This window comes from Mesorhizobium sp. M7A.F.Ca.CA.004.06.1.1 (assembly GCF_003999135.1).
Taxonomy (GTDB): domain Bacteria; phylum Pseudomonadota; class Alphaproteobacteria; order Rhizobiales; family Rhizobiaceae; genus Mesorhizobium.
In genome coordinates this window covers 1-12,202 of the sequence record NZ_RZPQ01000099.1, presented here as the reverse complement: position 1 = coordinate 12,202, position 12,202 = coordinate 1, and the positions used below count along the sequence as shown (strand labels likewise).

At 62.8% G+C, this 12,202-nt stretch carries 16 protein-coding genes and 1 riboswitch; of the genes, 8 read left to right on the top strand and 8 right to left on the bottom strand.

Translation table 11 applies throughout. The features are described from left to right. From EN906_RS09065 to EN906_RS09045, 5 genes are all read left to right on the top strand, one after another. Positions 1 to 615: PDZ domain-containing protein (locus tag EN906_RS09065; RefSeq protein ID WP_127375144.1), on the top strand; the 615-nt coding region annotated here is incomplete at its 5' end. 149 nt (positions 616 to 764) lie between these two features. Then, on the top strand, positions 765 to 1,376 hold the full coding sequence (locus EN906_RS09060; RefSeq protein WP_127267352.1) for a sulfite oxidase-like oxidoreductase: 612 nt from the start codon (positions 765 to 767) through the stop codon (positions 1,374 to 1,376). Continuing rightward, complete coding sequence (locus tag EN906_RS09055) at positions 1,373 to 2,119, top strand: FAD-binding oxidoreductase (protein ID WP_127267351.1); 747 nt, start codon at positions 1,373 to 1,375, stop codon at positions 2,117 to 2,119. Before EN906_RS09060 ends, EN906_RS09055 begins: the two co-directional genes overlap by 4 nt. A gap of 100 nt (positions 2,120 to 2,219) precedes the next feature. Then, positions 2,220 to 2,453 (top strand): AbrB/MazE/SpoVT family DNA-binding domain-containing protein, encoded by a 234-nt coding sequence (locus EN906_RS09050; RefSeq protein WP_127267350.1) that lies wholly within the window; start codon positions 2,220 to 2,222, stop codon positions 2,451 to 2,453. Further along, positions 2,450 to 2,857, top strand: a complete 408-nt coding sequence (locus EN906_RS09045) for a type II toxin-antitoxin system VapC family toxin (RefSeq protein ID WP_127267349.1) — start codon at positions 2,450 to 2,452, stop codon at positions 2,855 to 2,857. The genes EN906_RS09050 and EN906_RS09045 overlap by 4 nt, the downstream gene beginning before the upstream one ends. Before the next feature lie 19 nt (positions 2,858 to 2,876). Here EN906_RS09045 and EN906_RS09040 read toward each other — a convergent pair whose 3' ends face one another. From EN906_RS09040 to EN906_RS09005, 8 genes are all read right to left on the bottom strand, one after another. After that, positions 2,877 to 4,352: a nucleotidyltransferase family protein gene (locus tag EN906_RS09040; protein ID WP_127267348.1), complete on the bottom strand. Its 1,476-nt coding sequence runs from the start codon at positions 4,350 to 4,352 to the stop codon at positions 2,877 to 2,879. Continuing rightward, on the bottom strand, positions 4,349 to 5,026 hold the full coding sequence (locus tag EN906_RS09035) for a glycosyltransferase family A protein (RefSeq protein ID WP_127267354.1): 678 nt from the start codon (positions 5,024 to 5,026) through the stop codon (positions 4,349 to 4,351). Before EN906_RS09035 ends, EN906_RS09040 begins: the two co-directional genes overlap by 4 nt. Then, on the bottom strand, positions 5,026 to 5,778 hold the full coding sequence (locus tag EN906_RS09030) for a glycosyltransferase (protein WP_127267347.1): 753 nt from the start codon (positions 5,776 to 5,778) through the stop codon (positions 5,026 to 5,028). Before EN906_RS09030 ends, EN906_RS09035 begins: the two co-directional genes overlap by 1 nt. Before the next feature lie 55 nt (positions 5,779 to 5,833). Beyond that, on the bottom strand, positions 5,834 to 6,568 hold the full coding sequence (locus EN906_RS09025) for a glycosyltransferase family A protein (RefSeq protein WP_127267346.1): 735 nt from the start codon (positions 6,566 to 6,568) through the stop codon (positions 5,834 to 5,836). Between the two features lie 14 nt (positions 6,569 to 6,582). Further along, positions 6,583 to 7,632 carry a serine kinase gene (locus EN906_RS09020; protein WP_127267345.1) on the bottom strand — a complete coding sequence of 350 codons (1,050 nt, stop codon included), beginning with the start codon at positions 7,630 to 7,632 and terminating at the stop codon, positions 6,583 to 6,585. 49 nt (positions 7,633 to 7,681) lie between these two features. After that, a complete protein-coding gene (locus EN906_RS09015; RefSeq protein ID WP_127267344.1) occupies positions 7,682 to 8,113 on the bottom strand; it encodes a PqqD family protein in 432 nt (143 codons plus the stop codon). Between the two features lie 129 nt (positions 8,114 to 8,242). Next, positions 8,243 to 9,343: a hybrid-cluster NAD(P)-dependent oxidoreductase gene (locus tag EN906_RS09010; RefSeq protein WP_127267343.1), complete on the bottom strand. Its 1,101-nt coding sequence runs from the start codon at positions 9,341 to 9,343 to the stop codon at positions 8,243 to 8,245. 25 nt (positions 9,344 to 9,368) lie between these two features. Next, complete coding sequence (locus EN906_RS09005) at positions 9,369 to 10,616, bottom strand: aromatic ring-hydroxylating dioxygenase subunit alpha (RefSeq protein ID WP_127267342.1); 1,248 nt, start codon at positions 10,614 to 10,616, stop codon at positions 9,369 to 9,371. A 112-nt stretch (positions 10,617 to 10,728) separates the two neighbouring features. Then, positions 10,729 to 10,931: riboswitch (cobalamin riboswitch) on the bottom strand. A gap of 509 nt (positions 10,932 to 11,440) precedes the next feature. Here EN906_RS09005 and EN906_RS09000 point away from each other — a divergent pair. The 3 genes from EN906_RS09000 to EN906_RS08990 form a co-directional block, all read left to right on the top strand. Then, positions 11,441 to 11,638, top strand: a complete 198-nt coding sequence (locus EN906_RS09000; protein ID WP_027039902.1) for a DUF680 domain-containing protein — start codon at positions 11,441 to 11,443, stop codon at positions 11,636 to 11,638. A gap of 86 nt (positions 11,639 to 11,724) precedes the next feature. Then, positions 11,725 to 11,925, top strand: a complete 201-nt coding sequence (locus EN906_RS08995) for a DUF680 domain-containing protein (RefSeq protein ID WP_127267341.1) — start codon at positions 11,725 to 11,727, stop codon at positions 11,923 to 11,925. Between the two features lie 67 nt (positions 11,926 to 11,992). Next, a partial coding sequence (locus tag EN906_RS08990) for a DUF680 domain-containing protein (RefSeq protein ID WP_127375143.1) occupies positions 11,993 to 12,202 on the top strand: 210 nt, incomplete at its 3' end.

Sequence of the window (12,202 nt, the reverse complement as noted above, 5' to 3'; positions counted from 1 at the left end):
ACACCCGATGTCGCGAGCGCCATCGGGCTCGACCATTCCGGCGGCGCGCTGGTTTCAGAGGTCAACGACGGTTCGCCGGCGGCCAAGGCCGGCGTCGAGACGGGTGACGTCATCACCAGCTTTGCCGGGCAGGACGTGAAGGATCCCAAGGACCTGTCGCGGGCGGTCGCCGATGTCGCGCCGGGCGCCAGGGAAACGGTGGATGTCTGGCGCAAAGGCAAGCCGATGCGGATTTCCGTCGATGTCGGCCAAAACAGCGCCGATGCGAAGACCGCGTCGCTGGACGACGGGTCCGACGCGCCGAGCGCCGGGCGCGCTCCGGCGATAGGGCTCGGCTTGATGGATATAACGCCCGACATTCGCCAGCAGATGAACCTAGCCGGCAAGCAGCACGGCGCGGTGGTTGCCAGCGTCAACCCCGACAAAGCGGCCGCCGCTTCCGGAATACAGGCCGGCGACATCATCGTCGCCGTCAATCAGGTGCCGGTCAAGAACGCCAGGCAGGTAACCCAGGCGATCGCCTTGGCCGGCAAGTCCGGCAGGAAATCGGTCCTGTTGCTGGTCGAGCGTGGCGACGCTCAAATGTACATCGCGGTGCCTTTTGCCAGTGGCTGAGAACTGCTGTTGACGGGAACGCGGAGCGGCAGGTCCATCGGTGACGGTCCCGCCGGTCTCCGCCCGTCAAGATTTCGGTTGCCCGTCACGGCATCTTCGAGAACATTGCGTCAGGCCGATAGTGGCCTGATTGCATGGGGATTGCCGCTATGGTCACCCGAGGTTTCTCTTCAGGACGGCGCCCGCCAGCCGATGGCGATGCCCGCATCCCGCCGGGCCAATATCTGGAACAGGGTTTTCCGGTGCTGTCGGCCGGTCCGACGCCGCGCGTGCGTACCGAGGATTGGTCTTTCACGCTGAAACATGGGCCACGCCCGATCAAGAAATGGAACTGGACCGAGTTCAACGCGCTGCCGATGACCAAGATGACACGCGATATCCATTGCGTGACAGCATGGACCAAGTTCGACACGCCGTGGCAGGGCGTGCTGGTCGACGATATCCTTGCCGATGCGGGTGTGGAGCCGCCGACCGGCTTCACGCTGGCGCACGCGTTCGACGGCTACACCACCAACGTGCCGGTCAAGGACCTCACCGCCGGCAAGGCCATGGTGGCGCTGCTCTACGAAGGCAAGCCGATCACACCGGACCATGGCGGCCCGGCAAGGCTGCTGGTGCCGCATCTTTATTTCTGGAAGTCGGCCAAATGGTTGAACGGCCTGCAATTCACCACGCGAGACGAGCCCGGTTTCTGGGAATTGCGCGGCTACCATATCTATGGCGACCCATGGCGCGAGCAGCGCTACACGGACGATCCATGAGCGATGCGGCGGCAGTGCAGTCGCCCTGGCAAACAGCCGGCATCGTCCGCATCGAAAAGCGCACGCCGCGTGTCACCAGCTTCTTTTTCCAGCCGTCTCGGCCCTTCGCCTATCGCGCCGGGCAGCATGTCGACGTCAGGCTGACGGCGCCGGACGGCTATCAGGCGCGCCGCTCCTATTCCATCGCCTCCGCGCCCGAAACGAGCGGCGCAATCGAACTGGCGATCGAAAAACTCGACGATGGCGAGGTCTCGCCCTTCTTCCACGAGGTCGCGGCAGTGGGCGATGAAATCGAACTGCGCGGGCCGCTTGGCGGGCATTTCGTCTGGCCGGAGGATGAGAGTGGACCGCTTGTTCTGGTCGGCGGCGGTTCGGGCGTCGTGCCCTTGATGTCGATGCTCCGCCACCGCGCCGCGCATAATTCAGCGGTGCCCGTCGTCCTGGTCTTTTCGGTCCGGGTCTGGGACGAAGTGATCTTTCGTCACGAGTTGATCGCCCTCGACGAACGCCAGGACGGCTTCGACCTGATGCTGACACTGACGCGCGAAGCCGCACGCCGCCCGGCCGACTATGCGCGGCGGGTAGACGTCGCGATGATGGTTCAAGCCATGACGCGGCTGCCGGAGCCGCCTGGCATCGCCTTCGTCTGCGGCTCCAACGCCTTCGTTTCCGCGGCCGCCCAAGCGCTGATCAATGCCGGCGTTGCAGCGGAAATCATTCGCACCGAACGCTACGGAGTTTGAACGGACTCTGGCGGTTCGGTAGAGACACGATGCTTCAAGCCTTGAAAATCGACCGATGAGGTAATACCTTGTCGGAATATGGTATTACCAAGGAGTGAAGATGGCCACCACCGTCACGGCAAAGGGACAAGTGACCATTCCCAAACCCGTCCGCGACCTCCTGGGGATCGTCCCGGGCAGCAGAGTCGATTTCCGGCGCGCCGCCGATGGCAGCGTGGTGTTGGCTCGGGTTGACAGAAAGCCGCCTGCGAGCCGCTTCGCCAATCTGCGCGGCCATGCCGGCGAGGGGCTCACGACCGAGGCTATCATGGCGCTGACGCGTGGCGGAGCGTGACGTTCGTCGACACCAACGTTCTGCTCGACCTTGTTACGGACGATCCCAATTGGGCGGGCTGGTCGATCGCGCAACTCGAGGCGGCAAGCCTCGATGGGCCATTGTTGATCAATGATGCGGTCTATGCAGAACTTGCCGTTCGCTACATCAGAATCGAGGATCTTGAGGCATTTCTGGATGCGGCCGGTCTCGAAATGGCTCCGATGCCAAGAGCCGCCCTTTTCCTTGCTGGAAAGGTATTCACGCAATACCGCCGATCGGGAGGATCGAGGACCGGCGTCTTGCCTGACTTCTTCATCGGCGCACATGCCGCCGTCACCAAGCTTCCGCTTCTGACCCGTGATGTCGGCCGCTACCAGACCTATTTCCCATCCTTGAGGCTGATCACTCCCGACGCCTTATAGCTGCCGGGTGGGCCTTCCTTCAGCCGACCGGAAAGAAATCCGCCGACAGCAACTGGAAAGGCAAGGCGCCATAGGCGGCCACCGTGGCCGCGTCGTTCCACTCGCGAAACTGTCGCGATGGTCGCGCCTCGAGCGTCAAGGCAACTCGCGCGCCGCCGAGAGTCACCTTGCCGCGAAAATGCAGCACGCGTTCCCTGCCGGACCGGCTGATGGCCATGGCGCGCAGGCGGGCAATATGCTCGCCACCGTCATTGATCTCCATCTCGATGCGGCGCCGGACCGGCGGAACGCCGATCCTGACGGTGATTTCGAGCATCATGTCGCCGGTCGTTTGCGGACAGGCGATGGCCTGCGAAAACACCAAAGGCGCCGATGCTGCTTGAGGCTTGCGCGCGGCCGATCTGCCGCGCCAAGGTGTGGCGGGCGGCTCCTGCTGCAACCGGCCCTTCTTCCGCTTCAGGCGCAACTGCTTGGCAAGCCCGCGCGATAGCCAGACAAGACCGCCGAAATCCGTGCGCGGCTTGGCTTGCAGAACCGACGACCAACGCGACAGGCCAACCCCGTCGGCCATGTCCAAGATTCTGGCCATTGTCGGTTCCGGCACCGGAATGCCGATCTCGAACGTTAGATAGGATAACGCCACCGCCGCTGGAACCGCCAGGCCGCGTCTGCCGACGATGTCGAGGAACGTGTCCCAATCGACGTCTTCGCCATGGATGGCGACCGCGCAGTCGACAAGCCAGTCGCTGTGGGTATGGGCGTCGAGGCCGCCATGGGCGATGGCCAGGGCCATGCGATCGGCCGGCGACGGCACGAAGACCGCGACGCCGCTGAATTGTGCCGGGACCGCCCGTTGCCAGATGGCCAGGTCGTCTTCCGCGCTCGTCTGCGACCCGTCATAGCCGAGCTGGTGCAGGTCGATGTCACCGAAACGGCCCTTGAAGAAGTTCATCGACCGCAGCGACGCCAACCGGGTTCGCAGATATTGCGCGCTGACGCCCGAGGCGATCTGCCAGTCGCGATCGCGCAAGATGTCGAAGACGGCAGCCATGTCGCGCGGGCGCACCAATATGTCGATATCATGCGCCACCCGGCCACGCTGCGCCGACGCGTTCAAGGCAATGCGGCTGGCGCCCTTTATCAGCATGATGTCGGCGCCGCCGTCGGCCATCGCCTTCAGCGCCGGCTCGGCCTCGCGCATCGCCATGCGCGACTTCGTCCACAGCATCTTCTGCAGGCCGACGAGGCGCGGATGGGCGGCATGCCCGGCCAGCTTCCTGCCGAACCTGTCGGAGATGGCGGCGAGCAGGCGATGTTCTCGAAACGAGACGAGATCGATGTCGTTCTCGTCCAGCCAGCGCGCGGCACAGGCAGCGGCTGCGTCCTCATCGGAGAGCAGCGCCGCCTTCAGCAACAGGTCCAGCTGGCCGGTGGGCCACGACCAGCCATAGTCCGGGAAGCGGCGGCCGATGCGGCGAACGGGCGTGGCGTTCAACTGGAACCTGCCTTGTTCTGGGCTCGCCGCTGCATGGCGAGCCTTGCGACCTGGAGGTAGCCCCGGTCGCGTGCCGGATCGCGGCCGTAGGAAAGGCTGCCCGGACGGATGCGGCGCAATGCAAGCACGTCGTCGAGCATGGCAAGGGCAAAGCCTGCCTCACGAACCCGGGCGATCCAGTCGATCATCTCGCCGCGACCGCCTGGTGGGTCGATGATGGGACCGACGCTCTGCACCACCTCTTGGCGGATCATCATCGTCGTGCGCGACCAGCCAGCTCCACTGGTCGCATCGGGCAAATCGGGGCTGTCGCCGCGAAACGTCCGCCAATGCGTAAAGACGCCCGTTGTCCCGGGATGACGGTCGAGATGGACCAGCTGCTTTTCGATCTTGTCCGGCAGCCACAAATCGTCGGCATCGAGCGTCGCGATGAGCGGCGTCGAGAGTGCCGCAATGCCGCGGGTCGTTGCGCTGCCAGGTCCGGCATTGTCCTGTCGCAGCACCGTCACCGGCAGGTTCATCGCTTCGATCACCGCAGCCGTATCGTCGGTCGAACCGTCATCGACCACGACGATGGCCTCCGCCTTTGCCGTCTGGGCCAGAACGGAGTTCAGGGCAGCGCCGATGGTGGCGGCCGCGTTGAAAGCCGGAATGACAACGCCGTAGCCTGCCATCAAAGGAACCGCCACTGCGCGAGATCCTTGAAGTCGAAAATCCCCTCCACCCGGCGCAAGCTGGGGTCGGCCTTGCGACGCTTCATCGACTTGTGAATGGCGCGCATGAACTCGCGAAAGGGCACATCGGCTTCCTTGGTCATGTTGCCGGGATGACGTCTGTAGTAGAGAGCCACCGTATCGGGCATAACGTATTTTGTCTGGCTCTCAAAGATACGCAAAAGATAGTCGGTGTCCTCGGCCTGTTTGAAATCCTCGTCGAAACCTCCGGTGCGCTCGATGAGGTTTCGCGCAAAGATCCCGGCGGACAGGTGGATCCCTCGCACGGTGATGGAGTGGCTGTCGGCGGCCGGTTCCAGCGTCTCGCCATCTATCTTGTCGACCAACGTCATGCGCGAATAGGTCAGGTCCAGGCCAGGATCTTCTCCGAAGCAGGCGAGATCCGCCTTGAAGCGCCCTGTCGGGGAGATGTCGTCCGAATCGAGAAACGACACCAGGCCGGTCTGCGGCAGCAACTGCTTCAGCCCGGCATTGCGCGCCTTTGTGACGCCGCCATTGCTCTGCTGGAAAAGACGAATGCACGGGGCCTCGTCGATCAACGACCGTACGACGGCTGCCGAACCATCGGTCGACCCATCGTCGATGACGATGATGTCGAGATCGATGTCTTCGCGCTGCCTGAGCAGCGAGCGCAGCGCGAGGCCAACGAATTGTTCGCGATTGTAGACCGGCATGATGACGCTCAGCTTCATGGGCGTCTCCGGCAGCATTCCGGGCTTGGCTGATCCGACTTGATGGTGTCGAGCATCATAGCATCCGCCAATCGGTGGGACTCTTCAATTCGAAGATTCCCTGGACCTCTCGCCGTGCCGGATCGGCCTTGCGCCGCCGCATCGACTTGTGGATTGCACGCAAGTGGTTGCGGACCCTGCCGCTATGTTCCTTGGTGACATTTCCGGCATGGCGTCGGTAGTAGATCGCGACGGCGTCCAACAATTCGTAGTTCGGTCCCGCCTCGAAAACGCGCAGCAGATAGTCGGTATCCTCAGCCTGCTCGAAATCCTCATCGAACTCGCCCGTCCGGTCGACAAGCCCTCTGCTGAACACGGCGGCGCTCAGCGAAATTCCCCGAAGTGTCATCGTGCGGCTGGCGACTGCCGGTTTCAGCCGCTCATCGTCAATCCGCTCGACCAGCGTCATCAGCGAGTAGGTCAGCTCGAGTCCGGGGTCTGCTCTGAAGCGCGCGAGGTCCTTCTTGAACCGTCCGGCCAGCGAGATGTCGTCAGAATCCAGAAACGAAACGAACTCCGCATCCGGCGGCAGTTGCCGCAGCCCGGTGTTGCGCGCCCTGGCTACGCCCATGTTGGATTGCTGGAACAGTCGGATGCAGGCGTTTTCGCGCATCATCGAGCGCACGGCCTCAGCAGAGCCGTCGGTCGAGCCGTCGTCGATGACGATGATGTCGAGATCGGCGGCGTCCCGCTGCCGCACCAGCGAGCGCAATGCCGAAACGACATAGCGCTCACGGTTGTAGACGGGCATTATCACGCTCAGTTTCACGAAGCGCCCCGCGTGAGAAAGTCCGCAATCGTACCGGCTATCTCCTGTGGCTGCGTCCCCAGCGACAGACGATAGCACGGCAGCAGGCGGGTCAGGTCGCTGAAGAAGCGAAAGCCGCTCTCCCGCTCGCCCGGCATCTGCGCTATGCCCGACGGCGCCAAGGCAATCATGGCATCCCTGCGCGACACCGGCACGATCGAACTTGCCTCGCCTCCGCCGATATGTGGCACCAGCAGCGCGATGATGTCCAGAGTTTCGGGCACCGGCCGAGGCGCGATGTCATCAATGTGAAAAGCATGCTTGCCTTGCCAGTTGAGCGGACCATGCGCTTTCAGCCGATGCTTCAGCCCAAGCCGAACGAACCCCTGGGGATCCTGTTTGAGTGTTGAAAACAGTGGGCGGGCAGTCACGCCGTTGGAGAGGTCGACCAGCACATAGTCGTCGCCGACGCTGTCCAGTCCGTTGAGGAGGCCGGCGGCGACGGTTCCGGATTTCCCGGCCCCGCCCGCGCCGGCCAGCAGCACGCCCCTGCCCTTAGTCCCGAGCGTCCCCGCATGGGCCAGCCGCATGCCGCGTGCCGCATATTCCCAATGCAGGAAAGCCCGCAGCGGCGCTCCCGGCTCCCACGGTGGAAAGGCATCGGCCGAAGCCATCAATTGCACGCCAACGCGACGTTGCGGATCATAGAACTGCCAGAAATCCAGGTCGTGAAAATGGTTGCCGCGCAATCCGGCCTCCGCCAGCCGGGTGGCGAAGCCATGCTGCGTGAAGGGCCCCTGGCCCCAACTGACCGGTGCCGCGATGCCGTCTATGCCGGGATGTGCGACGAAGACGCGGCAGCTGTCGGCAGGCGTTCGGTTGCCCGGAGCCGTGACAAGGCCATGAGCGACGGCATCCGCCAATGCGCCGACGCTGACATGCGCGGTCAGATCCAGATGCGGCAAGCTCGCCTTGCAGGTCAGCGGATAATGCGCGGCGCTGCTTTCTGCTTGCGCCAGGACATGGCGTGCGTAGTCAACCAAGTTTTCGAGAGTGACGTTCGGCATGGGTCTGCCTGTTCCGGAGCTGCCCGGCAACGAGAACCTGATGGGCGCTTCAGTTGGCCTGCTTCACCGCGGGCCAGCCGAGGGGCTCCTCGACCTCGTGGATGGGATCGACGACAATGAGATCGGCGAGATCGTCATGGATGTCGACCTTCAGGGGCTCTCTGGCAGCGGCGAGCTGAGCCAGCAATTCGCTTGGAGCCGGTCTTGCCACGCCATCGGTTACGGCCGCCAGCAAACCGAATTCGAGCAATTGTGAAACAAAGCCGTCAATCGCGGCGGCATCGAGGGCGCCAATGCCGGTCGCGGCGCCGACCAGTTCGGAGGCAGGCACGCCGGACGACAGTGCATCCCAAAGTCTGCTGCCTGAATCAGAGAAGCCGAAATATTTACCCGTGGTCAGGTCAAGAACGACGGCTTCGCCGTCGAAGGATTCAAAGACGATATCCTTGCTGGCAATGGCATAGATGCCGGATTGTCGCATGTTTGCTCCCCCGCCGAGCAGGCCGCGGAGATGATCTTCGGGCCTACGGTCAACCCCACCGTTGCAGGCGTCTAACCATTTGCAGGGTTTTTGGCAAGATGGCGCAGGCTCGGGGGCGAGCGCAGCCGGTCACGCTTCGATTTCAAGCGCAGAAAGCGGCTTCGAGCAACAGGCGAGGATAAAGCCGTCCTCGATTTCGTGATCGAGGATGCCGCCATTGTGACTCATCTCGACATCGCCCGCGACCTTCCTCACCTTGCAGGTGCCGCACAGGCCGAACTCGCAGGCGGCGGGAATCCGCACCCCAGAGGCGCGTGCCGTCTGCAGCACGGTCTGGCCGGCGACGCATTCGGCATCGACATCGGAAAGCGAAAACCGGATCGGTGTCACGGCCTCGACGGCAGCAGCAGCGCCGTCCTCCGCCGGCGGCGAGAACGGCGCCGGGATTTCCTCCACGGCAGGCGCAGCAAAGCTTTCCTGATGGTATTTCGCCATGTCGAAGCCGGCGGCGTCCAGCATGCCGCGCACGGCGCGCATGAAGGGATCGGGGCCGCAGCAGAAAATCTCGCGCTCGCGGAAATCGGGCGCCAGCAATGGCAGCCGGATCGCGTCGATGCGGCCCATATGGCCGAACCAGCCCTCGCGGCTCGACCGCTCCTCGATCATGAAGCCGAGCGACAGGCCGGGCATGCGGCTGCCGAGCAGCTCGAGTTCCTTGCGGAAAATGATCTCTTCCGGGCGGCGCGCACAGTTGACGAAGCCGACATCTGTCCATGGCGCACAGTCGTTCAACCAGCGCAGCATCGACATCATCGGCGTCACGCCGGAGCCCGCCGAAATGAACAGATATTTGGCCGCCGGGTGGCTATGCAGCGAAAAATCACCGGTCGGCCCATAGGCCTTGACGTGCGAGCCCGGCGTCAGATGGTCGAACATCCAGCGCGTGCCGGTGCTGCCCGCCTGCGCCTTGACCGTCACCGCGATCGAGAATGGCCGCGACGGCGAGGACGACAGCGTGTAGGTGCGCATCAGCGGCCCGTCCAATGTCGGCAGTTCCAGCGTCACGAACTGGCCCGGCTTGTAGCGGAACCAGGTCTGGTTGTCGGAGCGGAAGGTGAAGGTCTTCACGTCCGGCGCTTCGTCGCTGACGCCGATCACTTCCAGCACCTGCAGCCGGTCGTTCCAGGGCGTCATCTGGTCGAGATGGCGATAGAGGCCAAGGTCCGTCATCGCATTCATCCTCTTGTCCCCTGGGCTAGGCGACGCTGCGCAGGGCCGGCCGGCCGCCTTCGGCAAGGCGCGGCCCGATGAACGACGTGTACCACTCGACGAACTGGATCACGCCGCCCTCATGCAGCTCCGAATAGGGGCCTGGTTCGTAGGCCGGCGACAGGATGCCGAAGGCGTTTTCCTCGACGATGCGGCGGTCCTGGTCGTTGGTCTCGGTCCAGACATGGGTGAGCTCAGCGAGGTCGTAGTCGACGCCTTCGACCGCATCCTTGTGGACGAGCCATTTCGTCGTCACCGCGGTTTCCGTGGCACTGATCGGCAGCACGCGGAAGGTGACGGCATGGTCGCCGAGGATATGGTTCCAGGTTGTCGGATAATGATAAAGCAGCAAGGAGCCGATGCGGTCGGTTGAAACGCTGTCGGACAGGTTCTTCTTCACCGCCCGTTTTCCCGTCATGGTGTAGCTGACGGCATCGCGCAGCAGCGGCGCGCGGGTGGCGCGGTACTGCCCTGCCGGATCGATGCGGAATTTGCTCGGCAAGCCTGATGCCTCGCATCTGGCCCAGTGCGCGACCATCTCGGGGTCGCTGTCGGCGCCGTTGACGCCGGTCACGGTCGGCGCCTCGGGGAAGGTCTTGCACAGCTCAGGGTGATTGGCGACGCAGTGGTAGCACTCGCGGTTGTTTTCCCAGACCAGCTTCCAGTTGCCCTTCTCGATGATCGTGCTCTCAAAGGCGATCTTTGCCTCACGCAAACGGTGCGGCAAAAGATAAGGTTCGATCATCGCCCGCATCGGCGCGAAATCCGCCGGCTCCTTGGCCAGGCAGATGAAGATGTAGCCGCCGACGCTCTCGCAGGCGACCGGCTTCAGGCCGAAATCACTCTTGTCGAAACCGTCGGCCATCTGGCGGGCAAACAGCAGGCGGCCGTCCAGCTCATAGGTCCACTGATGATAGGGGCAGACGAGCTTTGCCGCCGTACCCTTTTCCGCGTTGCACACGCGGCTGCCGCGATGGCGGCAGGAATTGTGGAAGGCGTTGATCTTGCCTTGCTGGTCGCGGACAAGGACGACCGGATAGTCGCCGATCTGCACGGTGATGTAGCTGCCCGGCTTCGGCAGTTCGCAATCATGGCCGATGAACAGCCAGTCGCGATACCAGATCAGCTCCATGTCGAGCTTGAAGTAGTCTGGATCGGTGTAGAAGGGCTGCTCCAGCGAAAAGCCTTGCCGGCGCCCCTTCAGGAGCCTCAGCATGTCGTTGCGGGTATCCATGTCCTGTCCTCGTTTCTAAGGACTGAACTGGTGGTGATGGAGGAAGGATTGAAACGCAGGCCGGCTAGGTGCCGGAAGCGCTATCCACCTCTTGACCGCCCACCGCGATCAGTCGAGTCTAAAAATCTCGGGCTGGTTTCCGGGCTCTGGAGTTGTCCTTGCGGACCATCGCGACACCTTCCCAGGCAGTTGCCCAGTGGTCTCCCGTTGCGACTTGAACTCCACCACCGTTGCGGGGGCAGCGCCGGATTCTGACCGGCTTCCCAATTCTCCGCCTCGTCGTCACGAAGCGGCACCTGAGATGGGTATGATCTAACCACGATCGCTGGCGCGCCGTCGGCATGAAAACGACATCGTATCCATGCGGCGCGACACGGCATGCGAAACGTCACCGCAGATCGTCGCGGGCCGAAATCCCGCCTCCCGGGCGGCCATTTGCCGGCTGCGATCTTCCCGAGTCCGACCCTTGGCGGGGGTCAAAAAAGGTTAACGGTTTCGAAAAGTGACTATTAGCTTGACCTAAAATCGAACCGAACGGTTCGTTTCTGTTGACGGTGCGTGCAGGACGGTGTGAACGCCGGGCCTTTGAAACAGTCAGTGATCCATCGGATGGTTAAACTTAACATGCTGATATAGAGAGGAAAAATGTATCTCTAGATTCCCCTGGCACAATTTCAAGGTGTGGATTCATGGTCCACACGGAACAACTTCGTGATTGGAAAAGGCGGGGTTGCCCTCCCACATCGGGGCTGTCCGAACGACGCGATTTCATTTCCAAGACACGCCGCTAGACGGACGGAAAAAGACGATACTGGAGTACAAAAATGAAAAAGATCATTCTCACTGCCGCAGCCCTTCTGGCCATTTCCGGCAGCGCCTTCGCTGGTAGCGACCACTACGGTTCGAACGCCGCGGCAGCCACTGCTGTCGACAGCTCGTACACCGCTTCGACCAAGAAGTCGGAACCGGCTGCTCAGGCGCCTGCCCAGGGTGCTGACCACAACCTCTTCGGCAACAACTAACAGCCGATTCCCAGTCGACGGCGGGCTCGCCCGCTGCCCTGGCGAAATTCAGACATTCGAAATTCAGACATTCAGGAGTATTTAAGATGAACAAGATCCTCATTGCTGCCGCCGCCGTTCTGGCCATCACCGGCAGCGCTTTCGCGGGCAGCGACAACTACGGTTCGAACGGCGCCAACCAGCCTGCCGCCGCTGTGGACCAGTCGTACACGGCTTCCACCAAGACCTCGGAACCGGCTGCCCAGACACCCGCTCAGGGCAGCGATCGTAACCTCTTCGGTCGCTAAAACCAATTTCGCAAGCGACGGCAGCTGTGCCTGCCGTCTGGCGAAATCCAGAATTCAGGAGACTAAAATGAACAAGATCCTTATTGCTGCCGCCGCCGTTCTGGCCATCACCGGCAGTGCTTTCGCCGGCAGCGACAACTTTGGCTCCAACGGCGCCAACCAGCCTGCGGTTACTTCGGTTGACAGCGCGCATACGAGCTCGGTCCGCAACAGCGGTGGCCTCGTCGAGAAGCTGCTCAATTCGTCGGGCGACGTAGAGAAGTCCGCTCCTCAGGGC